Origin of the sequence: Streptomyces incarnatus, from assembly GCF_001027185.1 — a bacterium.
GTDB classification, from domain to species: domain Bacteria; phylum Actinomycetota; class Actinomycetes; order Streptomycetales; family Streptomycetaceae; genus Streptomyces; species Streptomyces puniciscabiei.
This window is the reverse complement of record NZ_CP011497.1, coordinates 659,955-685,253: the sequence shown is the minus strand read 5'-3', so window position 1 is coordinate 685,253 and position 25,299 is coordinate 659,955. Positions and strand designations below refer to the sequence as shown.

The 25,299-nt window shown below is 73.7% G+C and carries 20 protein-coding genes and 1 pseudogene; 13 read left to right on the top strand and 8 right to left on the bottom strand.

Features of this window, described 5'->3' with window-relative positions; translation table 11 throughout:
• Positions 1 to 32 precede the first annotated feature (32 nt).
• Positions 33 to 2,645 carry a class III lanthionine synthetase LanKC gene (gene lanKC / locus ABB07_RS02970; RefSeq protein WP_208897088.1) on the bottom strand — a complete coding sequence of 871 codons (2,613 nt, stop codon included), beginning with the start codon at positions 2,643 to 2,645 and terminating at the stop codon, positions 33 to 35.
• Between the two features lie 206 nt (positions 2,646 to 2,851).
• On the opposite strand from lanKC, the gene ABB07_RS02965 reads away from it, so the two are divergent.
• The 3 genes from ABB07_RS02965 (at position 2,852) to qcrB (ending at position 7,968) form a co-directional block, all read left to right on the top strand.
• Positions 2,852 to 5,299, top strand: a complete 2,448-nt coding sequence (locus ABB07_RS02965; RefSeq protein WP_244189725.1) for a SpoIIE family protein phosphatase — start codon at positions 2,852 to 2,854, stop codon at positions 5,297 to 5,299.
• Between the two features lie 903 nt (positions 5,300 to 6,202).
• Complete coding sequence (locus ABB07_RS02960; protein ID WP_208897086.1) at positions 6,203 to 6,478, top strand: hypothetical protein; 276 nt, start codon at positions 6,203 to 6,205, stop codon at positions 6,476 to 6,478.
• Positions 6,475 to 7,968 carry a cytochrome bc1 complex cytochrome b subunit gene (gene qcrB, locus ABB07_RS02955; RefSeq protein ID WP_208897085.1) on the top strand — a complete coding sequence of 498 codons (1,494 nt, stop codon included), beginning with the start codon at positions 6,475 to 6,477 and terminating at the stop codon, positions 7,966 to 7,968. The genes ABB07_RS02960 and qcrB overlap by 4 nt, the downstream gene beginning before the upstream one ends.
• Here the strand turns inward: qcrB and ctaF are convergent.
• Together ctaF and ctaD are read right to left on the bottom strand one after the other, a co-directional pair.
• Positions 7,904 to 8,287, bottom strand: coding sequence for an aa3-type cytochrome oxidase subunit IV (ctaF, locus tag ABB07_RS02950; RefSeq protein WP_208897084.1), 384 nt, complete (start codon positions 8,285 to 8,287; stop codon positions 7,904 to 7,906). The genes qcrB and ctaF overlap by 65 nt on opposite strands.
• Complete coding sequence (gene ctaD, locus ABB07_RS02945; protein ID WP_208897083.1) at positions 8,284 to 9,948, bottom strand: aa3-type cytochrome oxidase subunit I; 1,665 nt, start codon at positions 9,946 to 9,948, stop codon at positions 8,284 to 8,286. Before ctaD ends, ctaF begins: the two co-directional genes overlap by 4 nt.
• Positions 9,949 to 10,062: 114 nt before the next feature.
• On the opposite strand from ctaD, the gene ABB07_RS02940 reads away from it, so the two are divergent.
• The 5 genes and pseudogenes from ABB07_RS02940 to rfbD all read left to right on the top strand — a co-directional run bounded on the left by ABB07_RS02940 (position 10,063) and on the right by rfbD (position 13,001).
• On the top strand, positions 10,063 to 10,431 hold the full coding sequence (locus ABB07_RS02940; protein ID WP_244189195.1) for a DUF6479 family protein: 369 nt from the start codon (positions 10,063 to 10,065) through the stop codon (positions 10,429 to 10,431).
• A gap of 117 nt (positions 10,432 to 10,548) precedes the next feature.
• Positions 10,549 to 10,740 (top strand): hypothetical protein, encoded by a 192-nt coding sequence (locus ABB07_RS02935; protein ID WP_208897082.1) that lies wholly within the window; start codon positions 10,549 to 10,551, stop codon positions 10,738 to 10,740.
• Between the two features lie 121 nt (positions 10,741 to 10,861).
• A pseudogene (locus ABB07_RS02930) lies at positions 10,862 to 10,987 on the top strand (sugar phosphate nucleotidyltransferase); the annotation flags it as partial.
• Positions 10,988 to 11,169: 182 nt separating this feature from the next.
• Positions 11,170 to 12,141, top strand: coding sequence for a dTDP-glucose 4,6-dehydratase (gene rfbB, locus ABB07_RS02920; RefSeq protein ID WP_208897081.1), 972 nt, complete (start codon positions 11,170 to 11,172; stop codon positions 12,139 to 12,141).
• On the top strand, positions 12,138 to 13,001 hold the full coding sequence (gene rfbD / locus ABB07_RS02915; RefSeq protein ID WP_208897080.1) for a dTDP-4-dehydrorhamnose reductase: 864 nt from the start codon (positions 12,138 to 12,140) through the stop codon (positions 12,999 to 13,001). The genes rfbB and rfbD overlap by 4 nt, the downstream gene beginning before the upstream one ends.
• A gap of 59 nt (positions 13,002 to 13,060) precedes the next feature.
• On the opposite strand, the gene rfbC is transcribed toward rfbD, so the two are convergent.
• The 3 genes from rfbC to ABB07_RS02900 form a co-directional block, all read right to left on the bottom strand.
• Positions 13,061 to 13,669 (bottom strand): dTDP-4-dehydrorhamnose 3,5-epimerase, encoded by a 609-nt coding sequence (gene rfbC / locus ABB07_RS02910; protein ID WP_208897079.1) that lies wholly within the window; start codon positions 13,667 to 13,669, stop codon positions 13,061 to 13,063.
• A 220-nt stretch (positions 13,670 to 13,889) separates the two neighbouring features.
• Complete coding sequence (locus ABB07_RS02905; protein WP_208897078.1) at positions 13,890 to 14,474, bottom strand: hydrolase; 585 nt, start codon at positions 14,472 to 14,474, stop codon at positions 13,890 to 13,892.
• A 372-nt stretch (positions 14,475 to 14,846) separates the two neighbouring features.
• On the bottom strand, positions 14,847 to 15,284 hold the full coding sequence (locus tag ABB07_RS02900) for a MarR family winged helix-turn-helix transcriptional regulator (protein WP_208897077.1): 438 nt from the start codon (positions 15,282 to 15,284) through the stop codon (positions 14,847 to 14,849).
• A 142-nt stretch (positions 15,285 to 15,426) separates the two neighbouring features.
• Here ABB07_RS02900 and ABB07_RS02895 point away from each other — a divergent pair, with 142 nt between their 5' ends.
• From ABB07_RS02895 to ABB07_RS02880, 4 genes are all read left to right on the top strand, one after another.
• On the top strand, positions 15,427 to 18,462 hold the full coding sequence (locus ABB07_RS02895) for an FAD-binding and (Fe-S)-binding domain-containing protein (RefSeq protein WP_208897076.1): 3,036 nt from the start codon (positions 15,427 to 15,429) through the stop codon (positions 18,460 to 18,462).
• A gap of 109 nt (positions 18,463 to 18,571) precedes the next feature.
• Positions 18,572 to 19,582 (top strand): SDR family oxidoreductase, encoded by a 1,011-nt coding sequence (locus ABB07_RS02890; RefSeq protein ID WP_208897075.1) that lies wholly within the window; start codon positions 18,572 to 18,574, stop codon positions 19,580 to 19,582.
• Between the two features lie 9 nt (positions 19,583 to 19,591).
• A complete protein-coding gene (locus tag ABB07_RS02885) occupies positions 19,592 to 20,092 on the top strand; it encodes a metallophosphoesterase family protein (protein ID WP_208897074.1) in 501 nt (166 codons plus the stop codon).
• Between the two features lie 54 nt (positions 20,093 to 20,146).
• Positions 20,147 to 21,571 (top strand): MFS transporter, encoded by a 1,425-nt coding sequence (locus ABB07_RS02880; RefSeq protein ID WP_244189194.1) that lies wholly within the window; start codon positions 20,147 to 20,149, stop codon positions 21,569 to 21,571.
• Positions 21,572 to 21,799: 228 nt separating this feature from the next.
• Here ABB07_RS02880 and ABB07_RS02875 read toward each other — a convergent pair whose 3' ends face one another.
• Entirely contained in the window at positions 21,800 to 22,903 is a 1,104-nt protein-coding gene (locus ABB07_RS02875; RefSeq protein ID WP_208903247.1) for an XdhC family protein, read from the bottom strand.
• On the bottom strand, positions 22,896 to 23,051 hold the full coding sequence (locus ABB07_RS02870; RefSeq protein WP_208897073.1) for a (2Fe-2S)-binding protein: 156 nt from the start codon (positions 23,049 to 23,051) through the stop codon (positions 22,896 to 22,898). The genes ABB07_RS02875 and ABB07_RS02870 overlap by 8 nt, the downstream gene beginning before the upstream one ends.
• Before the next feature lie 260 nt (positions 23,052 to 23,311).
• Between ABB07_RS02870 and ABB07_RS02865 the strand changes: the two genes are divergently transcribed.
• Complete coding sequence (locus ABB07_RS02865; protein ID WP_208897072.1) at positions 23,312 to 25,291, top strand: elongation factor G; 1,980 nt, start codon at positions 23,312 to 23,314, stop codon at positions 25,289 to 25,291.
• Positions 25,292 to 25,299 lie beyond the last annotated feature (8 nt).

Genomic DNA, 25,299 nt, shown 5'->3' with positions numbered 1-25,299 from the left:
TGTCCTTTCCCTTGGTTGGGGACGGGGTTGTGTCACGGCTCCGTCGGTGCGGAGCCGCGTGTGCGGGCCGCTCGTGGCGGCGGAAGGAAGGGCAGGTGTGCGCCGCGGGCGCCGTCGCGGGCGGCGGCGAGCGCGAGCAGGCAGCCCGCCGTGCCGGTGGCGAGGTCCATGGAGAGCCGCATCATCTGGTGCCCTGGGAAGGCCAGTTGGCCCTGGTAGTCCATCGCGAGCCAGCCCAGCGCCGCGATCTGCTGCTCCAGACGGTCGCGGCCGTCGTCCGGCGCGGTGCTGCGGGCCAGGTGCAGGATCATTCCGGCGCGGCCCTGGAAGAGGCCGGGCTGGGCGTAGAAGCGGGAGGTCGCGGCGGTGCGGATGCCGGCCCGGGCACGTTCGAACCCGGCGCTGTCCGCGTGGGCGAGGAAGTCGTCGAGCACCAGGCCGATCCCGGCGCTGCCATCGCCGAGGTACGGCAGTGTCCGCCAGCCCTCGTCCACCTCCAGGCCGCCGCCCGCCTCCTGGGTCACACAGCGGTCCAGGTCGCGGCGGAGCGCCTCGGCCGCCCCGCTCAGGCAGCGCTCCTCGCCGGTCTCCTCGTACCGCCGGATCAGGAACAGCGCGGGTCCGCTCGCGCCGCGCAGCAGTCCGGCGCGCCGGCGCGGGCCGTCCGGTACCGGTTCGGCGAGTCGGCGCAGCAGGATGTCGGCGGCCTCGGCGGCGTGCCGTCGCAGGGCCGGTTCGCCGGTGGTGGCCGCGAGACGGGCGAGGACCAGGCCGAGCCCGGCGAGCCCGCCGTGCAGGTCGGAGGCGAGGCTGCGCCAGTTCTCCCGCAGGATGCCGTCGATCAGGTCCAGCGCCCGCTGCCGGTGACCGAGTCGGTCCAGTACCAGGGCGACGCCCGCGAGACCGTCGTACAGGCCGAGCGGGGTGCCGGGCGGCGGCGGGGCGGTGTGGTCCAGCAGCCAGCGCTCGCCCTCGTCGTACCGGCCGGCCCCGGACGCCTCGAGCGCGTACAGCACCCCCGCCGCACCGTGCGCGAGGCCGAGGCCGCCGCCGTCCGCGAACTGGGCGATGTCACCGGGGAAGAGCCGGTCGTCGCGTTCCGGGGTGGCGGAGGCGAGGATCGCCTTCACCATCGAGTCCCGGCTGTAGGGCCAGTCACCGGGCACCACCGGCGGCGCCGGCCGGCTGCGCCGCCCGCCCGCCGGGTCCCGGGTGATCTCGGCGACCGCCTCGTCCAGGTAGTCCCGCGGCACGTCCGGGAACTGCTCGGCGATCACCTGCGCGAGATGCGCCGCTTTGCCGCGGTCCACCACGAACAGCGTGGTCACCGGCAGGAACAGGGCGAGCCGCAGACAGGCCAGCGCATAGCGGTCGACATCCGTGCCCCGGCGGTCCGGCGGGGCGAAGAAGCCGGGGTGCGCGACGGTCTGCCGGGCGTTCTGAGCGGCCGGCGCGGCGGCCTCGAAGTCGATGAGACTCACCGACCGCTCGTCCTCGGACACCATGATGTTGAAGACATGCAGGTCGTTGAAGACCAGCCCGCGCGCGTGCACCGCCGCCACCGCCCGCTCCACCGCCGCGTTGATCCGCAGCGCCCACTCCGTGTACGCGGCGATCGCGGCCGGGTCGGGGTCGGGCGTGAGCAGCGGATGCCGCTCGGCGAAGAAGGAGTTGAGCGGGCGGCCCGCCACATGGTCCATGACCAGGAACCGGTGCTCGCCGAGCGTGAACCAGTCCCGTACCTCGGGCACCACACCGGTCCCGGCGACCCGCTCCAGCGCCGCCTTCTCCCGCTCCAGCCGGGCCACCGCGTCCGCTCCGTCGGCGGCGAGCCCCGCGTGCGGCCGGGCCTCCTTCAGCACCACCCGGCGCCCGTCCCGCGTATCGGTGCCGGCGTACACCCCACCGCCGTTGGAGAAGTGCAGCGCCTTCTCGATGCGGTACGGCAGCTCGCCGACCGTCGTGGTGTTGCGGGCGTCCAGATGCGGCCGCAGGAACTCCGGCAGGCTCACCCACTCGGGCACCTGGAAGGACGGGTCCCGCCGGTCCGGCACGAGACGTCCGGCGCCGTCGGTCACCGCCGGGACCAGCGAGCCGCGCTCGTCGACGACGTACCGGCGGGCGAAGGCGCCGTAGCGGACGTACAGCGGACCGTCGTACCAGCGCAGGTCGGTGAGGATGTACGGCCCCTCGAAACCCTCCAGCAGCGCGCCCAGTTCCCGCAGCGTCCGGTGCAGCTGCTCCTCGTCCGCCGGATACACCGTGACGAACTTGCCGCTGGTGTCGCGGCCCGCGTACTTGGCGTTGCGCAGGTGCAGCAGGTGCGGGCCCGGCACGAACTTGAACGGGATGCGGCGCGGCACGCAGTAGTCCCACACGAGGTCCGCGATCCGTTCCGCGTTCGCGGCCGTCGCGGAGGAATGGATCTTCCAGCCCTGCGCCGGCGACGGGAGCGGCACGCCGTCCGCGCCGACCGGGGTCAGCGTCAGCCAGTCGCCGGAGCGCGCCGCGTGCCAGCCCTCCGGGACGGCGCGCCGCGCCGTGGCGAACAGCGGCGCCGGCTCACCGGACGCCCCCGCGAGCCGGTCGGGCGTGTCGTAGAAGTGCCCGTCGGCGAGCGCGTACACCTCGTACCGCTTGTCCATGCGCCTCCCGCCCCCTCGTCGTGTGGCCGCAGACGACACTCGCAGGAGCCGCACGGTCGCGGACAGTCATGTCTGTCACGAGGTCACCGTGCGGAACGCACGGGTCAAGATGTGTTCGGCGGCTTTCGAGCGAACGGCCCGTCCACGCACCCCGAGCCTTCACAGGGGCTGCGCGGGAGCCCCACACGCGCTGTAATGGCGAAGTGGTGAGGAGCGAGGGCGCTGCGATCAGCAGAACGAGAGCGGAGCGTGCCGAAGCCGCCCTGGACACGCTCACCGCGGCGCCCGCCGCGCCCGACAGGCTCCACCGGGTCCTCGAACAGGCGCTGGTGTTCGCCGGGGCCGCCTTCGCCGGGGTCTACACGCCCGGCGACGACCCGGCCCAGCTGCGCCTCGCCGAGTCGGCGGGCCTGCCGCGCACCCTGTACGGGATCCGCGACGGCTACCCGGCCGCCGGCGGCTCCCCGGTCGCCGAGGCCCACCGCGGCGGACATCCGGTCTGGCTCAGCCCCGAGCAGCTCGCCGGCTGCCCCGAGGCCCGCCGCACCCCGTCCCCGGACTTCTCCCTGGCCGCCCTGCCGCTCGGCCCGGCGGGCAGCGGCTGCCTGCTCGCCGTCAGCGAGCACCCCGGCGGCTTCGGCGCCGACGACCGCGCCTGCCTGGAGCTGGTCGCCCGCGCGATCGCCGTACCCCGCGCGCCCGAGCCCCCCGGCGAGGGCGGCGAAATGGCGCCGGACGCCTTCAGCCTCGCCATGGACAGCGGCCGGGTCGAGGTCGGCGACGGCATCCTGCGGCTGTTCGGGATCGCCCGGGACGACTTCGACGGCCGGGTCGAGACCCTGCTGGCGCTCACCGTTCCCGAGGACCTGCCCGCGCTGATGTCCGTGGTCGAGGCCGACCACATGTCCATCGGCGAGCGCGAACTGGAGTTCCGCGTCCTGCAGCCCTCCGGCCCGCCCAAGTGGCTGCGGCTGCGCGGCCGGCTGCTGCCCGGCGGGGAGGGCCGCTCCGCCCGGCTGGTCGGCACCGTCGCCGACGCCTCCACCCTGCGCTCCGACGTCACCGACGTGGCCCGGGTGCAGCGGCTGGCCGCGTCCCTCGCCACCGCCACCACCGTCAAGGACGTCGGCAAGGCCGTCGTCGCCGCCCTGCGCGGGCCGCTGAAGGCCGACCGGCTCGCGCTCGCCGAACTGGAGAACGACCGGCTCGTCGTCACCGTCCTCGACCCGCCCGAACCCGAGGCCTGGCCCGAGGTGTGGCGCACCGAATGGCGCACCGAGTGGCCCGACGCACCCGTGCGCGCCATGCCCACCCTGGCCACCGCGCTGCGCGAGGGACGCTCCCGGATCTGGCCCGCCGGCAGTCCGCTGGAACCCGCCCTCGCCGAGGTCGGCCCCGGCGGCCTCGCGGTGCTGCCGCTGCCCGCCGGCGGCCGCATGGCCGGCGCCTGCCTGATCGGCTGGGACCGCCCGCACCACTTCAGCCCCGACGAACGGGCCCTGCTCACCGCGTGCGCGGGCCTCGCCGGCCAGGCCCTGCTGCGCGCCCACGCCTTCGACGCCGAGCACGAACTGGTCGGCATGCTCCAGCGCACCCTGCTGCCGCGCCGGCTGCCCCGGCTGCCCGGCGCGGTCGCCGTCGCCCGGTACCTGCCCACCACCGCCGGACTGGAGGTCGGCGGCGACTGGTACGACGTGATCCCGCTCGCCGACAACCACGTGGCCCTCGTCATCGGGGACGTCCAGGGCCACAACGCGGGCGCCGCCACGCTGATGGGCCAGATGCGCACCGCGCTGCGCGCCTACGCCGTCGAGGGACACGCGCCCGACGTGGTCGTCGCGCACGCCAACCGGCTGCTGCTGGACATGGAGACCGACCTGTTCGCCACCTGCGCCTATGTCGACGTCGACATGGAGGAGGGCACCGCCTGGTGCGTGCGCGCCGGTCACCTCCAGCCCGTGCTGCGGCACCCGGACGGCACCGCCGAGATCCTCCGGGCGGAGGGCGGACCCCCGCTCGGCGTGCTCGAGCGGGCCGAGTTCCCGATGACCCCGCTGCGGCTGCTGCCCGGCACGGTCATCGCGCTGACCACCGACGGCCTGGTGGAGTCGCCGGACGTCGACATCGACGTCGGCATGGACCGGCTCGCCGCCCAGCTGGCCACCGCCGACCCCGAGCACCTCGGGCTGGTCGCCGACGCGCTGCTCGGCGGCGCGCACCGGGGCGACGACGTCGCGCTGCTGCTGATGCGCTACGACGGGATGGCCGTACGCCCGCTGCGGGAGAGCTGGACGGTGTGGCGGCTGCCGGAGGCGGTCCGGCACGCCCGCCGCTTCACCCGGCGCACCCTGCGCACCTGGGGCGTCTCCCCGGAGACCGTGGAGGCGGCCCTGCTGGTGGTCTCCGAACTCGTCACCAACGCCCTCGTGCACACCGACGGCCAGATCCGCCTCGACCTCTCCCTGGTCAACCACCGCCTGCGCCTCGCCGTCGCCGACTCCTCCCCGCGCAGCCCCGTGAAGCCCACCAGCATCGGCTGGGAGGCCACCGGCGGCCGGGGCATCCTCCTCGTGGAGGCGGTATCGGCGGCGTGGGGGACGGTGCCGGTCAGCGGCGGCAAACAGGTATGGGCCGACCTCGTCCCCAACGGCTGACCGCGACCGTCCCCCCAGCCCCCCGCCGCCACCCCGCGCCGGCCACTCCCGCGCCGCTTCCCTGCCGGGCGCCCCGCCGGTCGCCAGCCGCCGCGCCAAGCCCGTCGCCCAGCTCCGCGCGGCCTCTTCCGCAGCGGCTGATCCGCCGGTAGCGCCCCCTGCCGGCCTCCCTGCCGCTCCTGGGCATCGGGCCGACGATCAGCGGGTAAGCCGACAGAGGAGGGCGGCGGAGAGACCGGCACGGCAGCCAACGACCAGCGGGACAGCGGGACCCACCGTGCGTCGGTCCCTGTTCCCGTCGTCCCCGTCCACCCTCACCCCTGGGCTGCCCGTCCCCATCCGTGGCGGACCGCCTACTCGCGCCCGTCGTTCCCGCCCATGGGCTGCCCGTGGCCCCGCCCATGGGCTGCCCGTGGCCCCGCCCGTCGGCTGCCCGCGTGCTCGCGCCCCGTCGTCCGCGCCGCTCGGTTGCCCGTGGCTCTGCCCGTCGGCTGTCCGCGTGCTTGCGCCCCGTCGTCCGCGCCGCTCGGCTGCCCGTGGCCCCGCCTGTCGGCTGTCCGCGTGCTTGCGCCCCGTCGTCCGCGCCGCTCGGTTGCCCGTGGCCCCCGCCCGTCGGCCGACCGCCCACACCCGCCGGTTTCCTCCGTACCTGTCGCCCGGCTGTCGCGCCGCCGCAGGGTGTCCGCCTGCTCGCGCCCCGTCGCCCGCCGCTCGGCTGCCCGTGGCCCCTCCCGTCGGCTGTCCGCGTGCTCGCGCCCCGTCGTCCCCGCCGCTCGGTTGCCCGTGGCCCCGCCCGTCGGCTGACCGCCACCCCCGTCGCCTGACCGCCACACGGGTGCGTTTCGGCAGGTTGGCGGGGCTTGGGGAGGCGTATCGCGGGAGGGGTGCCTAGGGTCGATTGGTGTGGTGCACACCTTCGACGAACTCGTGCAGAAGCAGCGCGCGGCCGACGCGGCACACGCCACGGTCGAGGAGCTGCGGGACACCTACGGTCCGCCGGCCGAGCGGCGGATGACCGGCGCCCAGTCGGGCACGTACGAGACCGCGCTGCGCGCCTGGCGGGACCTGGCCCGGGACGTGCAGACGGCGGTGAGCGAGTTCGCGAGGGAGACGGGCCGGCCGCGCCCCGAGGTGGAGGCCGAGGTGGCTCGCGCGGCGGCGGAGCCCGGGGACGCATGAGCCGAGCCGGCCGCCGCGCCGAGCGGCTCGTGGACGCCGCGGACACCCGGCTGCCCGTGTACGAGGGCGGCGCGCTGCTGCGCAAGGCGTTCCCCGACCACTGGTCCTTCCTGCTCGGTGAACTCGCCCTGTACAGCCTGCTGGTGCTGGTCCTGACCGGGGTCTGGCTCACCCTGTTCTTCCAGCCGGAGATGCGCGAGGTCGTCTACGCGGGCTCCTATGTGCCGCTGCGCGGGGTGCGCATGTCGGCCGCGTTCGACTCCACCCTGCACATCAGCTTCGACGTGCGCGGCGGACTGCTGATGCGGCAGACCCACCACTGGGCCGCGCTGGTCTTCGTCGCCGCGATCGGCGCCCACCTGCTGCGGATCTTCTTCACCGGCGCCTTCCGCCGGCCGCGCGAGCTGAACTGGGTGATCGGGGTGACCCTGTTCGCGGTCTCGCTCGCCGAGGGCTTCGCCGGCTACTCGCTCCCCGACGACCTGCTCTCCGGCACCGGACTGCGCATCGCGCAGGGCATCATGCAGTCGATCCCGGTCGTCGGCACGTACGTGGCCTTCTTCGTCTTCGGCGGCCAGTACCCGGGCCACGACATCATCACCCGCCTGTACCCGGTGCACATCCTGCTGCTGCCGGGCGCTCTCCTCGCCCTGGTCGCCGTGCACCTGATCCTGGTGGTGCACCTCAAGCACACCCAGTGGCGCGGCCCGGGCCACACCAACCGCAACGCCGTCGGCAAGCCGTTCCTCCCGCAGTTCACCGGCTCCTCCGGCGGCCTCGCCATCATCGTCACCGGTGTGCTGGTGCTGCTGGCGGGCATCGCCCAGGTCAACCCGGTGTGGAACTACGGCCCCTACCGCCCCGACCAGGTCTCCACCGCCTCCCAGCCCGACTGGTACGTCGGCTTCCTGGAGGGCGCGCTGCGGCTGGTCCCGCCGTGGGAGACGAACGTCGCGGGACACACCGTGATGTGGAACGTCCTGCTGCCCGCGGTCGTCCTGCCCGGCCTGCTGTTCGCGGTGCTGTACGCCTATCCGTTCGTGGAGCAGCGGCTGACGGGGGAGTGGTGGGCCGAGCGGCACCTGTGCGACCGGCCCCGCGAGCGGCCGGTGCGCACCGGCCTCGGCGTGGCGGGCACGGTGTGGTACGGCGTGCTGCTGCTGGCCGGCGGCAACGACGTCATCGCCCAGACCTTCCACGTCTCCGTCAACGCCATCACCTGGGTGCTGCGCGTGGCCTTCCTCGTGGCGCCGGTCCTCGCCTTCCTGGTCGCCCGGTGGCTGTGCCGGGCCCTGACCGCGGCCGAGAACGAGCGGCTGGCCGAGGGAGTGCCCACGGGCGAGATCCGGCAGAGCGTCACCGGCGGCTACGAGACCGACCACGAGCCCGTGGAGGCGTTCCGGCCCGGTGCCCCGCGCAGACCGCTCACCGATGTGCGTACTGGAACACCAGCCCGAACACCCCGCGCGCCAGAACGCCCAGGCCGATGAGGAACAGCCACAGGCCGAAGACCACACCGGTCGCCGTCAGCGCGAAACCCAGCGCGGTGACGATCGGGAACAGGCTCTCGTCGGGGAAGAACGCCACCGGCCCGGCCGCGTCCGCCACCTCCGCCCCGGTGCGGTCCTGGGCCCGCGAGCCCCGGCGCCGGTACTGGATCAGGCAGAAGAACGCGACCAGTCCGGCCATCCCGCACGCGACGACCAGCGCGACCGTGCCCGCCTCCTCCCCCGACCACATCCCGTACAGCGCCGCGGACACGCCGAAGAACGCCGCGACCCCGCCGAACAGCAGCGCCTCCGCCTTCATCGCGCCAGCTCCTCTCCGGCCGGGCTCTCGACCTCCGGATGGTGCAGGTCGAACGCCGGGGACTCGGAGCGGATCCGGGGCAGCGCCACGAAGTTGTGCCGGGGCGGCGGGCAGGAGGTCGCCCACTCCAGGCCGCGCCCCCACCCCCACGGGTCGTCCACGGTGACCTTCTCGCCCGTTTTCGCAGTGCGCCACACGTTGTAGAGGAACGGCAGGGTGGAGACGCCCAGCAGGAACGCGCCCGCCGACGACAGGGAGTTGAGCAGGGTGAAGCCGTCCTCGGGCAGATAGTCCGCGTACCGGCGGGGCATGCCCTGCTCGCCGAGCCAGTGCTGCACCAGGAAGGTCAGCTGGAACGCCGGGAACAGCAGCCAGAAGTGCAGCTTGCCGAGCCGCTCGTCCAGCATCTTCCCGGTGAACTTCGGCCACCAGAAGTAGAACCCGGCGAACATCGCGAACACCACGGTGCCGAACAGCACGTAGTGCAGATGCGCCACGATGAAGTAGGTGTCGGTCAGATGGAAGTCCAGCGGCGGCGAGGCGATCAGCACCCCGCTCAGCCCGCCCAGCAGGAACGACACGAGGAAGCCCATCGACCACAGCATCGGCGTCTCGAAGGACACCGAGCCGTTCGTCATCGTGCCGATCCAGGCGAAGAACTTGATGCCGGTCGGCACCGCGATCAGGAACGACATGATGGAGAAGAACGGCAGCAGCACCGCGCCGGTGGCGAACATGTGGTGCGCCCACACCACCGCCGACAGCATGGTGATGGCGATCGTCGCCCCGATCATCGGCAGATAACCGAACAGCGGCTTGCGGGAGAACACCGGCAGGATCTCCGAGATGATCCCGAAGAACGGCAGCGCCACGATGTAGACCTCCGGGTGCCCGAAGAACCAGAACAGGTGCTGCCACAGCAGCGCGCCGCCGTTCGCCGCGTCGAAGACGTGCGCCCCGAACTTGCGGTCCGCCTCCAGCGCCAGCAGCGCCGCCGTGAGCACCGGGAACGCGGGCAGGATCAGGATCGAGGTGAACAGCACGTTCCAGGTGAAGATCGGCATCCGGAACATCGTCAGGCCCGGTGCCCGCAGGGACAGGATGGTCGTGATGAAGTTGACCGCGGTGAGCGTCGTCGACACGCCCGAGACCACCAGCCCCATCGCCCACAGGTCGCCCCCCGCGCCGGGGGAGAAGTAGGCGCTGTTCAGCGGGGCGTAGGCGAACCAGCCGAACGCCGCCGCCCCGCCGGGCACCAGAAAGCCGGAGACCACCATCAGGCCGCCGAAGAGGAACATCCAGTACGACATCGCGTTCAGCCGGGGGAAGGCCAGGTCGGGCGCGCCGATCTGCAGCGGCATCACGGCGTTGGCGAACCCGGCGAACATCGGCGTCGCGAACAGGAGCATCATGATCGTGCCGTGGATCGTGAAGAACTCGTCGTAGCCGTGCTCGCTCAGGAACTGCAGCCCCGGCCGGGCGAGTTCCGCGCGCATCCCGAGCGCGAGCAGCCCCGCGAACAGGAAGAAGCAGAACGCCGTGACCATGTAGAGCCGGCCGATCACCTTGTGGTCGGCGGTGGAGACCCAGCGCAGCAGGGCACGGCCGGGCCGCGGCGCGGGCGCCGTGTAGCGTACGACGACCTCGTGGGTGTCCGACATTTCCGGTAGTTCCGTCATCGCGGGTGACGCTACTCCCCGTGACCTGCGGCCTCCCGTGCGCCACGCCCTCCCACCCCGGGTCGTATCCGCCGCTCGGCCGGGTACCCGACGGCCATGAACTCCGCCATGCACACAGCCGCCCAGGGCGCCCAGGTGTTCGGGTACGTCCTCATCCTGCTCGCGGGAGTCGCCTGCGTCGCCGGACTGATCTGGGCCTTCCGGCTCGGTTTCAAGGTGCGCCAGGGCGAACCGGACCCGCCGCGACCCGACGAGCAGCCCAGGGTGCCCGCGTCGGGGCCCGTCCGCGAGACCCTCGAGATGCGGGAACCGGACGAGATGCCCCGGGCCGCCGACGACAGCGAGCGGCTCACCCCCTACCAGATCGGCAACGTCCGCTCCCGGCGCGCCGACGACCAGCGCCGTCCGCGCTGGTCGCCCGGGTCCAGCGGGTCCTTCGGCGGCGGGGGCGGCGGCCGGACCTGAGCCGGCGCGGCGTTTGCGGGCGCGGCACCGCGGGGACCCGGTGGGGCACAGATCGCACCACACCGGCCGGGCGGGGCCGGCGCACCGCCCCCGCCCGGCGCACGACGCAGAAGGAAGATGGACGACGTGACCGCGCCCGCGCATCCCAGTGACAAACCCGCCCTGCCCTATGCCGAGACCGGCTGGGCCAAGGCCCGCCGACGCCGGGACCGGGGAGTGCGCACATGTCTCCCCGCCGTCGTGGACCGCCGCTCCGCGCGGCGGCAGGGCGCCGCCGCGGACGACAACATCGTGCGGGGCGAGGACTGAGGTTGAGGTGCGAGGACCGAGGTTCCGTAGGAGCCTGAACGACGCCCGAGTCATGCCGTCGTGACGACCCGGTCACGCAAACAAAGGTCCGAGACTGCCGTTCGCCGTTAGGGTGTGGCGAATGAAGGCTCTGGTGCTTTCCGGAGGCTCCGGCACCCGGCTGCGACCGATCACGCGCACCTCGGAGAAACAGCTGGTGCCGATGGCCGACAAGCCCGTGCCGGGCGACGGCCTCGCCGTCCTGAGCGCCTGTGACTTCCTCGGCGCCGTGGCCGACTCCCGGATCGTCGGCCCGGCCTCGTCCGTCGCCGGGGCGGGCCGGATCGGGTCCTCGCCGACCGGCCGGCATGTCGAGGTGACCCCGGCGGCCGGGGGACCCAGTGCCCACCGACTCGTCCCCGGAGACCACGGCAAGGTGCGGATCCCTTCATGAACCTCCTCGTCACCGGCGCCGCCGGGTTCATCGGCTCGGCCTACGTCCGTATGCTCCTCGCCGCCGACCCGCCCGGCGCGCCCCGCGTCACCGTGCTGGACAAACTCACCTACGCCGGCACCCTCACCAACCTCCCCACCGGACATCCCCGGCTCGACTTCGTGCAGGGCGACATCTGCGACGCCGGCCTGGTCGACAAGCTGATGGCCGACGCCGACCAGGTCGTGCACTTCGCCGCCGAGTCGCACGTCGACCGGTCCATCGAGGGCGCGGGGGAGTTCGTCCGCACCAACGTCCTCGGCACCCAGACCCTGCTGGACGCGGCCCTGCGCCATGGCACCGGCCCGTTCGTGCACATCTCCACCGACGAGGTCTACGGCTCCATCGAGACCGGCTCCTGGCCGGAAGAGCACCCGCTCGCCCCCAACTCGCCGTACTCCGCCTCCAAGGCCTCCTCCGACCTCCTGGCTCTGGCCTACCACCGCACCCACGGCCTGGACGTGCGGGTCACCCGCTGCTCCAACAACTACGGCCCGCACCAGTTCCCCGAGAAGGTCGTCCCGCTCTTCGTCACCAACCTCCTCGACGGCCTGAACGTGCCGCTCTACGGCGACGGCCGCAACGTCCGCGACTGGCTGCACGTCGACGACCACTGCCACGGCATCGACCTCGTGCGCACCCAGGGCCGCCCCGGCGAGGTCTACAACATCGGCGGCGGCACCGAGCTGAGCAACAGGGAACTGACCGGCCTGCTCCTCGACGCCTGCGGCGCCGGCTGGGACCGGGTCGAGTACGTCGCCGACCGCAAGGGCCACGACCTGCGCTACTCGGTCGACTGGAGCAAGGCCCGCGACGAACTCGGCTACCGTCCGCGCCGCGACTTCACCGCCGGGCTCGCCGAGACCGTCGCCTGGTACCGCGACCACCGCGCCTGGTGGGAGCCGCTGAAGCGACGGAGCGGGATGTGAGGTGGCTGGTCACCGGCGCGGGCGGCATGCTCGGCCACGACACCGTGCACGAACTGCGCGGGCGCGGCGAGGACGTCACGGGCGTCACCCGCGCCGCCCTCGACATCACCGAACCGGCCGCCGTACAACGGGCGTTGAGCGACCACCGGCCCGACGTCGTGGTCAACTGCGCCGCCTACACGGCCGTGGACGCCGCCGAGACCGACGAGGACCGCGCGCTGCTGGTCAACGGCGAGGGCCCGCGGCAGCTCGCCCGCGCCTGCGCCGCGCGGGGCGCCCGCCTGATCCACGTCTCCACCGACTACGTCTTCTCCGGCGAGGCCCGCACCTCCCCCTACCCCGAGGACCATCCGCCGGCCCCGCGCACCGCCTACGGCCGCACCAAGCTCGCCGGGGAGCGGGCCGTGCTCGCCGAACTCCCCGGCGGATCCGCTGTGTTGCGCACCGCCTGGCTGTACGGCGCCCACGGCAGGAACTTCGTGCGCACCATGCTCGAGCTGGAGGCCACCCGCGACACCGTCGACGTGGTGGACGACCAGCGCGGGCAGCCCACCTGGAGCGCGGACGTGGCCGCCCGGATCGCCGACCTCGGCGCCACCGCGGCGTCAGGCGTCTTCCACGCCACCAACGCGGGCGAGGCCACCTGGTACGAGCTGGCGCGCGAGGTGTTCCGGCAGGCCGGAGCCGCCCCGGACCGCGTGCGTCGCACCGACAGCCGGGCCTTCGTCCGGCCCGCGCCCCGGCCCGCCTACAGCGTCCTCGGCCACGACCGCTGGCGGACCGCCGGTCTGGCACCGCTCAGAGACTGGCGGTCCGCCCTGCACGAGGCACTGCCGCACATCCGCAAGGAGAGGTCCTGAGTGAAACGGCATGAGTTCCTCCAGGAACTCCACCGGGTCAGCGCGAACCGCGACTGCCCTCAGCCGCTGAACTCCCCGGAGCGCAGCCGCCGGTAGTGGGCGGAGCAGTCCGCGTACGCCGGCAGCAGCCCGGACCGCTCCGCCTCGGCCAGTGAGGGCGCCTCGGCGTCCCTGGACGACAGCACCGGACCGACGCCGTCGGGCCAGGCGATGCCCAGCGCCGGGTCGAGCGGGTGTATCCCGTGCTCGCGCCCCGGCGCGTACCCGGCCGAGCACAGGTACACCACGGTGGCGTCGTCGGTGAGCGCCATGAAGGCGTGGCCGAGGCCCTCGGCGAGGAACACCGCGCGCCGGGTGTCCTCGTCCAGCCGTACGGCCTCCCACCGCGCGTAGCTGGGGGAGCCGACGCGGATGTCCACGACCACGTCGAGGACGGCTCCGCGCACACAGGTCACGTACTTGGCCTGGCCGGGTGGTACGTCGGCGAAGTGGATGCCGCGCAGCACGCCCCGCCGGGACACCGAGCAGTTGGCCTGGACGAGCCCGAGGTCGTAGCCGGTGGCCTCGCGGAACTCCGCGCCCCGGTACCACTCGTGGAAGCTGCCCCGGTCGTCCGGGAACACCTGGGGCTCCAGCACCCAGGCGTCGCCTATCCCCAGTTGCCGCACGCCGTCATGCCTTCCGTGTCGTCGTGGTGGTCCCCGTCAACGTCCCCAGTATCCCGCCCAGCAGCCGCCGTACCCCCCGTACCGGCCGGCGCACGCGCCCGCATCCGGCTCCAAGTCCCCTTGGATCGCCTGCCGTTGGTGACACGCTGGGCGTGGCCGCATGCAGGCCCGGCTCCTCGCGGGGATGTCCGGGCACCCCGCGAGGGACGGCTCCGGCAGGTCAGGCGTGCGTCTTGGCGAGCAGCTGAAGGATCTCGGCGGTCGTGCCGCTCTCGCCGAGCCGCGGGAAGATCCGCTCGACGCTGTTCGCGTGCGCCTCGGGGGCGGCGTCGGCCATCGCGTCGGTGGCGAGGGTGACGTGGTAGCCGTGGGCGTAGGCGTCGCGGGCGGTGGACTCCACACCGATGCTGGTGGCGATGCCGGTCAGCACGATCTGGGTGATGCCGCGGCGGCGCAGCTGGACGTCCAGGTCGGTGCCGTGGAAGGCGCTCCAGTTGTGCTTGGTGACGCGGATGTCGCCGGGGTGGCCGGACAGCTCCTCCACGACGGTGTCCCAGCCCTCGGGGAAGGCGAGGCCGCGCGCCTGGGCCTCGGTGCGGCCGGGGACGGCGTCGGCCCAGTCGGGCGCGAAGGAGACGCGGACCAGCACCACCGGAAGGTCGCGCGACCGGAAGGCCTCGGCCAGTTCGGCCGTGCGGGAGACGACGTCCGCGGCCGCGTGCGGCCGGACGGGCATGCCCACGATGCCGTTCTGCAGGTCGATCGCGACGAGGGCGGTACGGGGGTCGAGCGTGGTGAGCGACATGAGTCGGTCAGGCCTTTCCAGTGGTTGTGGTGGTACCGAGCCGACTCAGAGAGCGGCCCGGCAGGACTGTCGCCGGCAGCAGCGCTGAGCCGGCGAGCATGAACGGGCCAGGCCGTGCAGCCCGGCCGCGTCGGCGTGGTGCAGGCAGAGCGCCGCGATGGCGGCGGACGCCCCCAGCGCCCGGGACCAGCCAGGCGGTCTCGGCGGGCGGGGTGGCGAAGGCGATGCCGATCGGCACCGGGGCCACGGCGGTCGTCGAGGAGTTGACCGGGTCGAGGACCGAGCCGGACGGCATCGGCGGGATCAGACGGCGGGCGGATCCGGCGGGGGCCGGGCGGGTGGCCTTCCCGGTGCGTCCGGTGAGCCTCGGTGTCACTGCCGCGACAGGCGTTCCATCAGCTCCAGGGCGCTCAGGACCGTCTGCCGTTCCTCCTCCGTGAAGCGGTCCTGGAAGGCGCGGGCGAGCCACTCCTCGCGGACCTGGCGGTTGCCCTCGACCCGGGCCCGCCCGGCGTCGGTCAGGGTGACCAGCTGGCGGCGGCCGTCGTCGGGGTCGGGGGCGCGCCGGATCAGGCCGTGCCGCTCCAGCACGCCCAGCGTGGTCGCCATGGACTGCGGGCGCACGCCCTCGGCGGCGGCGAGTGCGCTGGCCGTGGCCGCGCCGTGCTTGCCGACCAGGGTGAGCGCCGACTCCTGGGAGGGGCTGAGGTCGGTGTCCTGCGCGACCTCGCGGATACGGCGCCGCAGCCGGCTGAACACCACGCGCAGATCGCGCGCGGCGCGGGCGGCGGAGTCGGAGATGTCAGCCATGCCGTCCACCCTAGGACCAGCAGTCGAAACTGTCCAGCTCGGACTGTTCAGTTTTGCCTGAGTGATTGCCGGGTACTCGCCCGTCCTCGGACAGGGCAGCACGCCGGTGAACCCTTACGTCGGTGAACTCAAGGGAGCGCAGATGACCCCTCCGGACACCTCCGGCCTGGAGGCGGCTCTTCGCGCCGAGGTGGACGGCGAGGTCCGCTTCGACGCCGGCAGCCGCGGTGCCTACGCCACGGACGGTTCCAACTACCGGCAGGTCCCCCTGGGCCTCGTCGTCCCCCGCACCGTCGAGGCGGGTGCCCGGGCACTGTCGGTGTGCGCACGCTTCGACGCCCCCGTCCTCTCCCGGGGCGGCGGCACCAGCCTGGCCGGACAGTCGACCAACACCGCCGTGGTGATCGACTGGAGCAAGTACTGCACCCGGCTGATCTCCGTCGACCCCGAGCGCCGCACCTGCGTGGTGGAACCCGGGATCGTCCTGGACGAACTCAACCGGCAACTCGCCCCGCACAAGCTCCAGTTCGGGCCGAAACCCTCCACCCACAGCCACTGCGCGCTCGGCGGCATGATCGGCAACAACTCCTGCGGCGCCTCCGCGCAGGCCTACGGCAAGACCGTCGACAACGTCCGGCGCCTGGAGATCCTCACCTACGACGGACAGCGCGCCTGGACCGGCCCCACCCCGCCCGACGAACGCGACCGGATCATCTCCGGCGGCGGCCGGCTCGCCGAGATCTACGCCGGCCTCGACCGCATCGCCACCGAGTACCTCGCCGACATCCGCCGCGGCTATCCCAAGATCCCGCGCCGCGTCTCCGGCTACAACCTCGACTCCCTGCTGCCCGAGAACGGCTTCGACGTGGCCAAGGCCCTCGTCGGCAGCGAGGGCACCCTGGTCACCGTCCTGCGCGCCGAACTGGACCTCGTCCCGGTGCCGCCGTACCAGTCGCTGCTGGTCCTCGGCTACGACGACATCTGCGCCGCCGCCGACGACGTGTCGCGCGTGCTGGAGCACTGCTCGCCCAGCCAGCTGGAGGCGCTGGACGACCGCATGGCGCAGCTGATGCGCGAGGAGGGCGCCTACCTCGACTCGCTCAACGCACTGCCCGAGGGCCGCAGCTGGCTGATGGTGCAGTACAGCGGGGACAGCCAGGAGGACGTGGACGAGCAGGCCCACGCCCTGCTGCGCGCCATCGGCCGCGACGAGAAGGAGAGCACCGTCGCCTTCTCCGACGATCCCGAGCGCGAGCAGAAGATGCTCAGGGCCCGCGAGGCAGGACTCGGCGTCACCGCGCGCCCGCCGGACGACCGGGAGACCTGGGAGGGCTGGGAGGACTCCGCCGTACCGCCCGAACGGCTCGGCGACTATCTGCGGGACCTGAAGGGGCTGTTCGAGGAGTTCGACTACGACCACCCGTCCCTGTACGGCCACTTCGGCCAGGGCTGCGTCCACACCCGCATCCCCTTCGGCCTCCGGACGGCCGACGGGGTGGCGGACTTCCGCCGTTTCGTGGAGCGCGCGGCCGACCTCGTCGCCTCCTACGGCGGCTCGCTGTCCGGCGAGCACGGCGACGGCCAGTCCCGCGGCGAACTGCTCACCCGCATGTTCGGCGAGCGGCTGGTGACCGCCTTCGGTGAGCTCAAGGCCCTTCTCGACCCCCGCGACCGGATGAACCCCGGCAAGGTCGTCCACCCCAACCCCGTCGACGGACAGCTGCGGCTCGGACCCGGCTGGCGGCCCGCGACCCCCTCGACCCACTTCGACTTCCCCGAGGACGAGCACTCCTTCAACCGCGCGGTGATGCGCTGCGTCGGCATCGGCAACTGCCGCGGCCACTCCGGCGGCGTGATGTGCCCCTCCTACCGGGCCACCATGGAGGAGGAGCACTCCACCCGCGGCCGGGCCCGGCTGCTGTTCGAGATGCTCGGCGGACACGCCGACTCCGCGATCGAGGACGGCTGGCGCTCCACCGCCGTGCGCGACGCGCTCGACCTGTGCCTGGCCTGCAAGGGCTGCAAGTCCGACTGCCCCACCGGCGTCGACATGGCCACGCTCAAGGCGGAGTTCATGGCCCACCACTACGAGGGCCGGCTGCGGCCCGCGGCCCACTACGCCATGGGCTGGCTCCCGGTGTGGGCCCGGCTCTCCCGGATCGCCCCCTCGCTGGTCAACTCCGCGCTGCACGCGCCCGGTCTGGCCCGCGCCGGCAAGCGGCTCGCGGGCATCGACGAGGCCCGCTCGGCACCGGTGTTCGCCAAGGAGTCGTTCGTGCAGTGGTGGAAGGCACGCGACGGGCAGGAGCCGGACCCGGCCGACCCCCGCACCGTGGTGCTGTGGCCCGACACCTTCAGCACCTACTTCCACCCCGCGATCGCCAGGTCCGCCGTACGGGTCCTGGAGGACGCCGGCTTCCGGGTGGCCGTACCGACCGAACCCGTCTGCTGCGGTCTGACCTGGATCTCCACGGGCCAGCTCACCGTGGCGAAGAAGGTGCTGACCCGCACCCTCGGAGTGCTGCGCCCCTACCTGGAGGCGGGCACCCCGGTCATCGGCCTGGAACCCTCCTGTACGGCCGTCTTCCGCGCCGACGCCCCCGAACTGATGCCCGCCGACCAGGACGTGCAGCGACTGGCCGGACAGGTCCGCACCCTCGCCGAACAGCTCGTCCACCACGCCCCCGACGGCTGGCGGCCACCGCGGCTCGCCCGGCAGGCGACCGTGCAGACCCACTGCCACCAGCACGCCATCATGAAGTTCGACGCCGACGAAGAACTGATGCGCCGCGCCCACCTGGACGCCGACGTCCTGGACGAGGGCTGCTGCGGACTCGCCGGCAACTTCGGCTTCGAACGCGGCCACCACGAGGTCTCCATGGCCGTCGGTGAACTGGGCGTGCTGCCGTCCGTGCGCGCCGCCGCACCGGACAGCCTGGTCCTCGCCGACGGCTTCAGCTGCCGCACCCAGATCGAGGAGGGCGGCACCGGCCGGCGCGCCCTGCACCTCGCCGAGGCCCTGGCGCTCGCGCTCGACGGCAACCTGCCCAGCGACCACCCGGAACGCCTGGCCGACCGCCCGACCGAGCCCTCGCGCACCGCCCGCTGGACGACCACGGCGACCGCCGCCGGACTCGCCGCCGGCGCCGTCGTGCTCGGGGCGCGGCGGCGGGCCTGAGGAGGCGGGCGTGAGCGGGCGGCCGACCGGGCAGCGGCAGCACCGCACGGGAAAGACGGAAGCCCGGAAGCAGCGGGAAGCATCGGGAAGCACCGGTAAGGAGATGATCATGCCTGCGACCGTCGTCATCACGGGTGCCAGCGCCGGGATCGGCCGCGCCACCGCCCGGCTCTACGCCCGGCGCGGCGCCGACGTCGTCCTGGTCGCACGCGGCGAGGGCGGCCTCAGGGCGGCGGCGGACGAGGTCGCGGCCCTCGGCGGGCGGCCCCTCGTCCAGCCGGCCGACATGGCGGACCAGGCCCAGGTCGAGGCCGTCGCGGAGGCGGCGGAGAAGGAGTTCGGCCCCATCGACGTGTGGATCAACTGCGCCTTCGCGTCCGTGTTCGCGCCGTTCGACGAGATCACCCCCGAGGAGTTCCGGCGCATCACCAACGTCACCTACCTCGGCTTCGTCAACGGCACCCGCTCGGCCCTCACGCGCATGCTGCCCCGCGACCGGGGCACGATCGTGCAGGTCGGCTCGGCCCTCGGGGAGCGGTCGATCCCGCTGCAGTCGGCGTACTGCGGCGCCAAGCACGCCATCAACGGCTTCACCTCCTCCCTGCGCACCGAACTGCTGCACCGCGGCAGCGACGTCCACGTCACCGTCGTCCAGATGCCCGCGGTCAACACCCCCCAGTTCGAATGGGTCCGCTCCCGGCTGTCCCGGCACCCCATGCCGGTGCCGCCGATCTACCAGCCGGAGGTCGCCGCCCGGGCCGTGCTGTACGCGGCCGACCACCCGCGCCGCAAGCAGTACTACGTCGGCGCCAGCACCGTGGCCACCATCTGGGCCAACCGGCTCGTCCCGGCCCTGCTCGACCGCTACCTCGCCCGCACCGGCTTCGACTCCCAGCAGACCGACCGCGTCCCGCCCGCCGGACTGGACAACCTCTTCGCACCCGCGGACCAGGAACCCGGCGAGGACCAGGGCGCCCACGGCTCCTTCGACGACAGCGCCCACCCGCGCTCCTGGCAGCAGACCCTGGCCCGGCACCCCGCCGCCACCGCCCTCGGCACGGGCGCCGCGGTGCTCGGCGCCGCGCGCGGCCTGCGCCGGCTGGCCTCCCGGGCCGCCTAGGCTGACCGCGTGCGCCTCCTGCTCATGTCCGACACCCATCTGCCCAAGCGCGCGAAACGGCTCCCTGAGCCGCTGCTGGCCGAACTCCCGCGCGCCGACGTCGTGTTCCACGCCGGCGACTGGGTCGACACCGCCACCCTGGACCTGCTGGAGAGCCGCAGCCGCCGGCTCGTCGCGGTCTACGGCAACAACGACGGCCCGGAGCTCCGCGCCCGGCTCCCCGAGGTGGCGTATGCCGAACTGGACGGCCTGCGCTTCGGCGTCGTCCACGAGACCGGCCCCGCCCAGGGCCGCGAAGCCCGCTGCGCCGCCCGCTTCCCCGGCCTCGACGTGCTCGTCTTCGGCCACAGCCACATCCCCTGGGACACCACCGCCCCGACCGGCCTGCGCCTGCTCAACCCGGGCTCCCCGACCGACCGCCGCCGTCAGCCCCACTGCACCTACCTGACGGCCGCACTCACCGACGGCACGCTGACCGAGGTCACCCTGCACCGCCTGCCACAGCGGTAGCGGGCCCGAGCAGCACATCCGGGGATTGTCCGTGCCGGGTGGTACCCGGGGGGTATGGCTCACACACCGGCAACCCTCCTGCGGCGCGCGGTGCGACCCGCCTCGCGCGCCGGTTCCCCGCGCACCGTGCTCCTCGTCATGTGCGCCGGTTACTTCCTGGTGCTCCTCGACGTCACGATCGTCAACGTCGCCCTGCCCCGGATCGGCTCCGGGCTCGGCGCGGACGTCGGCGGACTGCAGTGGGTGGTCGACGGCTACGCGCTGGCACTCGCCGCGCTGATGCTGACCAGCGGCACGGCAGGGGACCTGTACGGCCACAAGCGCGTCGTGCTCACCGGCTTCGCCGTGTTCGGCGCCGGGTCCCTGGCCTGCGGGCTCGCCCCGGGCGTGCCCGTGCTCGTCGCCGCCCGCGTGGTCCAGGGCGTCGGCGCGGCGCTGCTGCTGCCGGGCACGCTGGCCATCATCGGCCGCGTCTTCCCGGGCGAGGCCGAGCGGGCCCGCGCGATCGGTGTGTGGGCGGGCGTCGGCAGCCTCGCCCTGCCCGCGGGGCCGCTGCTCGGCGGCCTGCTCACCGAGGGGCTCGGCTGGCGTGCGATCTTCCTGGTCAACGTGCCGATCGTGGTGCTCGCGCTGATCTGGTCGGCGGCGGTCGTGCGGGAGAGCAGGGAGGAACAGGCCCGGCGCCTCGACCTGCCCGGCATGCTGCTGGGTGCCGTCACGCTGTTCGCCGTCACTTTCGCCGTCATCGAGGGCGGGCGACTGGGTGCGGCCGCGCCCGAGGTCCTCGCGGCCGCGGTGATCGCCGTCGTGACTCTGGTGGCCCTGGGGATGGTGGAACTCCGGCGCGGCGACGACGCGATGCTGCCGCTCGCCCTGCTGCGCCGGCCGGCCTTCGGCGCCGCCAACACCGCCGCCGGGATCATGAACCTGTGCACGCTGGGCACCCTCTTCGTGCTGACGCTGTTCCTCCAGTCCGTGCAGCACCACTCCGTGCTCATCGCCGGGTTCATGCTCATCCCGCTGTTCGCGCCGCTCGCCGTCCTCGCGCCGTTCGGCGGGAGCATCACCAGCCGGATCGGCTCCCGGCTCCCGGCCGGCGCGGGGTTCCTGATCGCCGCGGGCGGGCTCGCGCTGCTGCCGCGGGCCACGCCGGGTGCGGGATATCCCGTGCTGCTCGCGGCGTTCCTGCTGTGGGGGGTCGGGCTGGGGCTGGTCACACCGGCGGTGGTCGCCGCTGCGATCGCCGCGGTGCCCGGGGAGCGGTCGGGGCTCGCCTCGGCCGTCAACAACACCGCGCGTCAGACCGGAGGTGCGATGGGGATCGCGCTGGCGGGGGCGGCCGCCGGGACGCCTGCGGACCAGGGGCGGTTCGTCTCCGGGTTCCACGCCGTGGCCTTCTCGTCCGCCTGCCTGTACGTGGTCGCCGCGGTGCTCGCCCTCGCGCTGCTGCCGGGAGCCTTGTCCGTGGGACGGCGGTGACCTGGCGCCGACCGTCTGCCGGGACCGGTTCGTGGCGGCGGTGACCTGGCGCCCGGCCGTCTGCCGGGACCGGTTCGTGGGCGGGTGCGGGTTCTCTTCGCCTGCTCGCGCCCGTGCGGCGGAGCCGCACATCGGCACAGCCCCGCGCTGTGGAGGTCCGCTCGGCCGACCGTCCCAGCCGGCAGGGCGCGGCCAGTTCGATACCGGCGCGTCTTCGATGCCGATGCGTCACACGGCGGGCGCGTGGATGGCTCCTGCGGTGGTGGTCAGGGGCGCGCCGCTGCCGCCCCAGCGCTGCGCGACGATCTCGGCGGCGACGGACACGGCGACCTCCTCGGGCGTGCGGGCCCCGAGGTCGAGGCCGAGCGGTGAGCGCAGCCTGGACAGCTCGGCCTGCGTCAGCCCGGCCTCGATGAGGTGTTCGAGCCGCTCCTGGTGGGTCTTCCGGCTGCCCATCGCACCGATGTAGGCGGCCGGGCGGCGCAGGGCCTCCCGCAGCAACGGCACGTCGAACTTCGGGTCATGGGTGAGGACACAGATCACGGTGCGGTCGTCGGTGTCCGTGCCGGCGAGATAGCGGTGCGGCCAGTCCACCACGACCTCGACGGCCGCCGGGAACCGTTCGGGTGTGGCGAAGACCGGGCGGGCGTCGCACACGGTGACCCGGTAGCCGAGGAAGTCGCCGATCCGCGCCACGGCGGCCGCGTAGTCGATCGCGCCGAAGACCAGCATGCGTGGCGGCGGCGCGAACGACTGCAGGAACACGGTGACGGCGTCCTCGCGGCGCTCGCCGTGCGCGCCGTAGTGCCGCAACACCGAGGCGCCGAGCGCGAGTTCGCCGCGGGCGTCGGCGATGACGGCTACGTCGAGGCCGCTCGCGCCGAGTGTGCCCGCCGCCCGGTCCGGCCAGACCGCGAGCGTGGCCCCGCGCGGCGCCGGTCCGTCCACGACGGTGGCCACGGTCACCGGCTCGCCCCCGGCGACCGACGCGGCGACCGCGCCGAACGCCGGGTCCGACGCGCGCGTCACCGGCCGTACCAGCAGGGTGATCTCGCCGCCGCAGGTCAGCCCGACCGCGAATGCGTCCTCGTCGCTGTAGCCGAAGGTCGCGAGGCGCGCCTCTCCGTCCGCCACCACCTCCTGGGCCAGCTCGAACACCGCGCCCTCCACGCAGCCCCCGGACACGCTGCCCACGACCTCGTCGGCCGGTCCCACCGCCATGGCGGCACCGGGGCCGCGCGGCGCACTGCGGCTCACCGCGACGACCGTGGCCAGCCCGAACAAAGCCCCGGCCGCATGCCAGCGCGCCAGCGCCGGCAGGATCTCACGCACCATCCGCTCCAGCCCGCCGCGGCGCCGTCCACGCGTCGTCCCCGCCCGGGTCCTGGAGGGTGGTCACCGCGCAGCCGTCCGCCTGGACGGCGAGCACCGAGCAGCTCCGCACGGTCGTCACGTCCACGTTCACCGAGATGGGGGTCATGAGCCCTCCAGACCGTGCGGGTGAGGGTTTTCCGCCAGGGGATTCCAGCCGCCGGAGGCGATGCAGATCACCCTACGGCCGTGCTCCGGTCACGGCGAGTGCTGCGGCGGGCTTTGTTGAGCGTTAATCCATTGCCGCCGGGCGCCGGTGTCTGCTGCACTGCGCCGTGCCCGTCGTCACACAGAGAGGACCAGCGATGCGCGCTGCGTGCATGTCCGCCCAGGAAGGAATCCGCCCCGCGCCGAAGGACATCACGCTCAGTGCATCTGCTCAATCTCGGAATTCTCGCGCATGTCGACGCCGGTAAGACCAGCCTGACCGAACGGCTGCTGCACACCGCCGGAGTGATCGACGAGATCGGCAGCGTCGACGCCGGCAGCACCACCACCGACACCCTCGCGCTGGAACGCCGGCGCGGCATCACCATCAAGTCCGCCGTCGTCTCGTTCCCGCTCGACGGCGTCACCGTCAACCTCATCGACACCCCCGGTCACCCGGACTTCATCGCCGAGGTCGAGCGGGTGCTCGGCGTGCTCGACGGCGCCGTACTGGTCGTCTCGGCCGTCGAGGGAGTCCAGGCGCAGACCAGGGTGCTGATGCGCACCCTGCGCCGGCTGCGGATCCCCACGCTGATCTTCGTCAACAAGATCGACCGGCGGGGCGCGAACGGCCGGGCGGTGCTCGCCCAGATGGCCCGCGTGCTGTCCGTACCGCTCGTCCCGACCGGGGAGGCCACCGCGCTCGGCACGCCCGCCGCCCGCTTCGTCCCCGGCCTCGGCCCCGCCGCGCTGGACGCGCTCGCCGACCACGACGACGACCTGCTCGCCGCCTACCTCGACGGAGGCGTGTCCGACGCCCGCCTGCGCACCGCCCTCGCCGCCCAGACCCGGCGCACGCTCGTCCATCCGGTGTACTTCGGCTCCGCGATCACGGGAGCGGGCGCGCCCGAACTGATCGCCGGCATCGAGCACCTGCTGCCCACCGCCGGCGGCGACCCGTCCGGCCCCCTGTCGGCCACGGTCTTCAAGATCGAACGCGGCCCGGCGGGGGAGAAGGTGGCCTACGCGCGCGTCCTCGGGGGCACCCTGCGCATCCGCGACCGGGTCCCGTTCGGATCGGGCCGCGAGGCGGCCGCCGAGGGCCGGGTCACCGCGCTCGGCGTGTTCGAGAACGGCACCGAGGTGCGGCGGGACAGCGCCGGCGCCGGGCGGATCGTCAAGGTGTGGGGGCTGGGCGGGGTCCGGGTCGGCGACGCGCTCGGGCGACCGGGGCGTGCGTACGCGCACCACTTCGCGCCGCCCACCCTGGAGACCGTCGTCGTCCCCGGCCCCGGCGCGGACCGGCGCGCGCTGCACCTCGCGCTCACCCAGCTGGCCGAACAGGATCCGCTCATCGGAGTCCGGCACGACGAACAGCGCGGGGAGACCTCGGTGTCCCTCTACGGCGAGGTGCAGAAGGAGGTGATCCAGGCGACCCTCGCCGAGGAGTACGGCCTGGACGTCGGCTTCCGCGAGACGACGACCCTGTGCGTCGAACGCCCCGTCGGCACCGGGCACGCCGTGGAGTTCAACAAGAAGGGCGCCAACCCGTTCCTGGCCACCGTCGGCCTGCGCGTGGAGCCCGCACCGCCCGGGGCCGGCGTGGAGTTCCGGCTGGAGGTGGAGCTCGGCTCGATGCCGTACGCCTTCTTCAAGGCCGTGGAGGACACCGTCCGCGAGACCCTCGGCCAGGGACTGCACGGCTGGCAGGTCCCCGACTGCACGGTCACCATGACCCACTCCGGCTACTCGCCCCGGCAGAGCCACGCCCACCAGGGCTTCGACAAGAGCATGTCGAGCACCGGGTACGACTTCCGGGGCCTGACCCCGCTGGTCCTGGCCGAGGCGCTGCGCCGGGCGGGCACCCGGGTGCACGAGCCCGTGCACCGCTTCCGGCTCCAGGCCCCCGCGGACACGCTCGGCGCGCTGCTCCCGGTGCTCGCCCGGCTGGGCGCCGTACCGGAGACCGCCGGCGCGCCCGGCGCGGTCTGCGTGCTCCAGGGCACGGTGCCGGCCGCCCGGGTGCACGAGCTGGAGCAGCGGCTGCCCGGTCTCACCCGGGGCGAGGGCGAGCTGGAGACGGCCTTCGACCACTACGCGCCGGTCACCCACGGCCCGGTCCCGGAGCGGCCGCGCACGGACCACAACCCGCTGAACCGGAAGGAGTACCTGCTCGACATGGCGCGTCGGCGGGGGGACTAGGCCAGGGT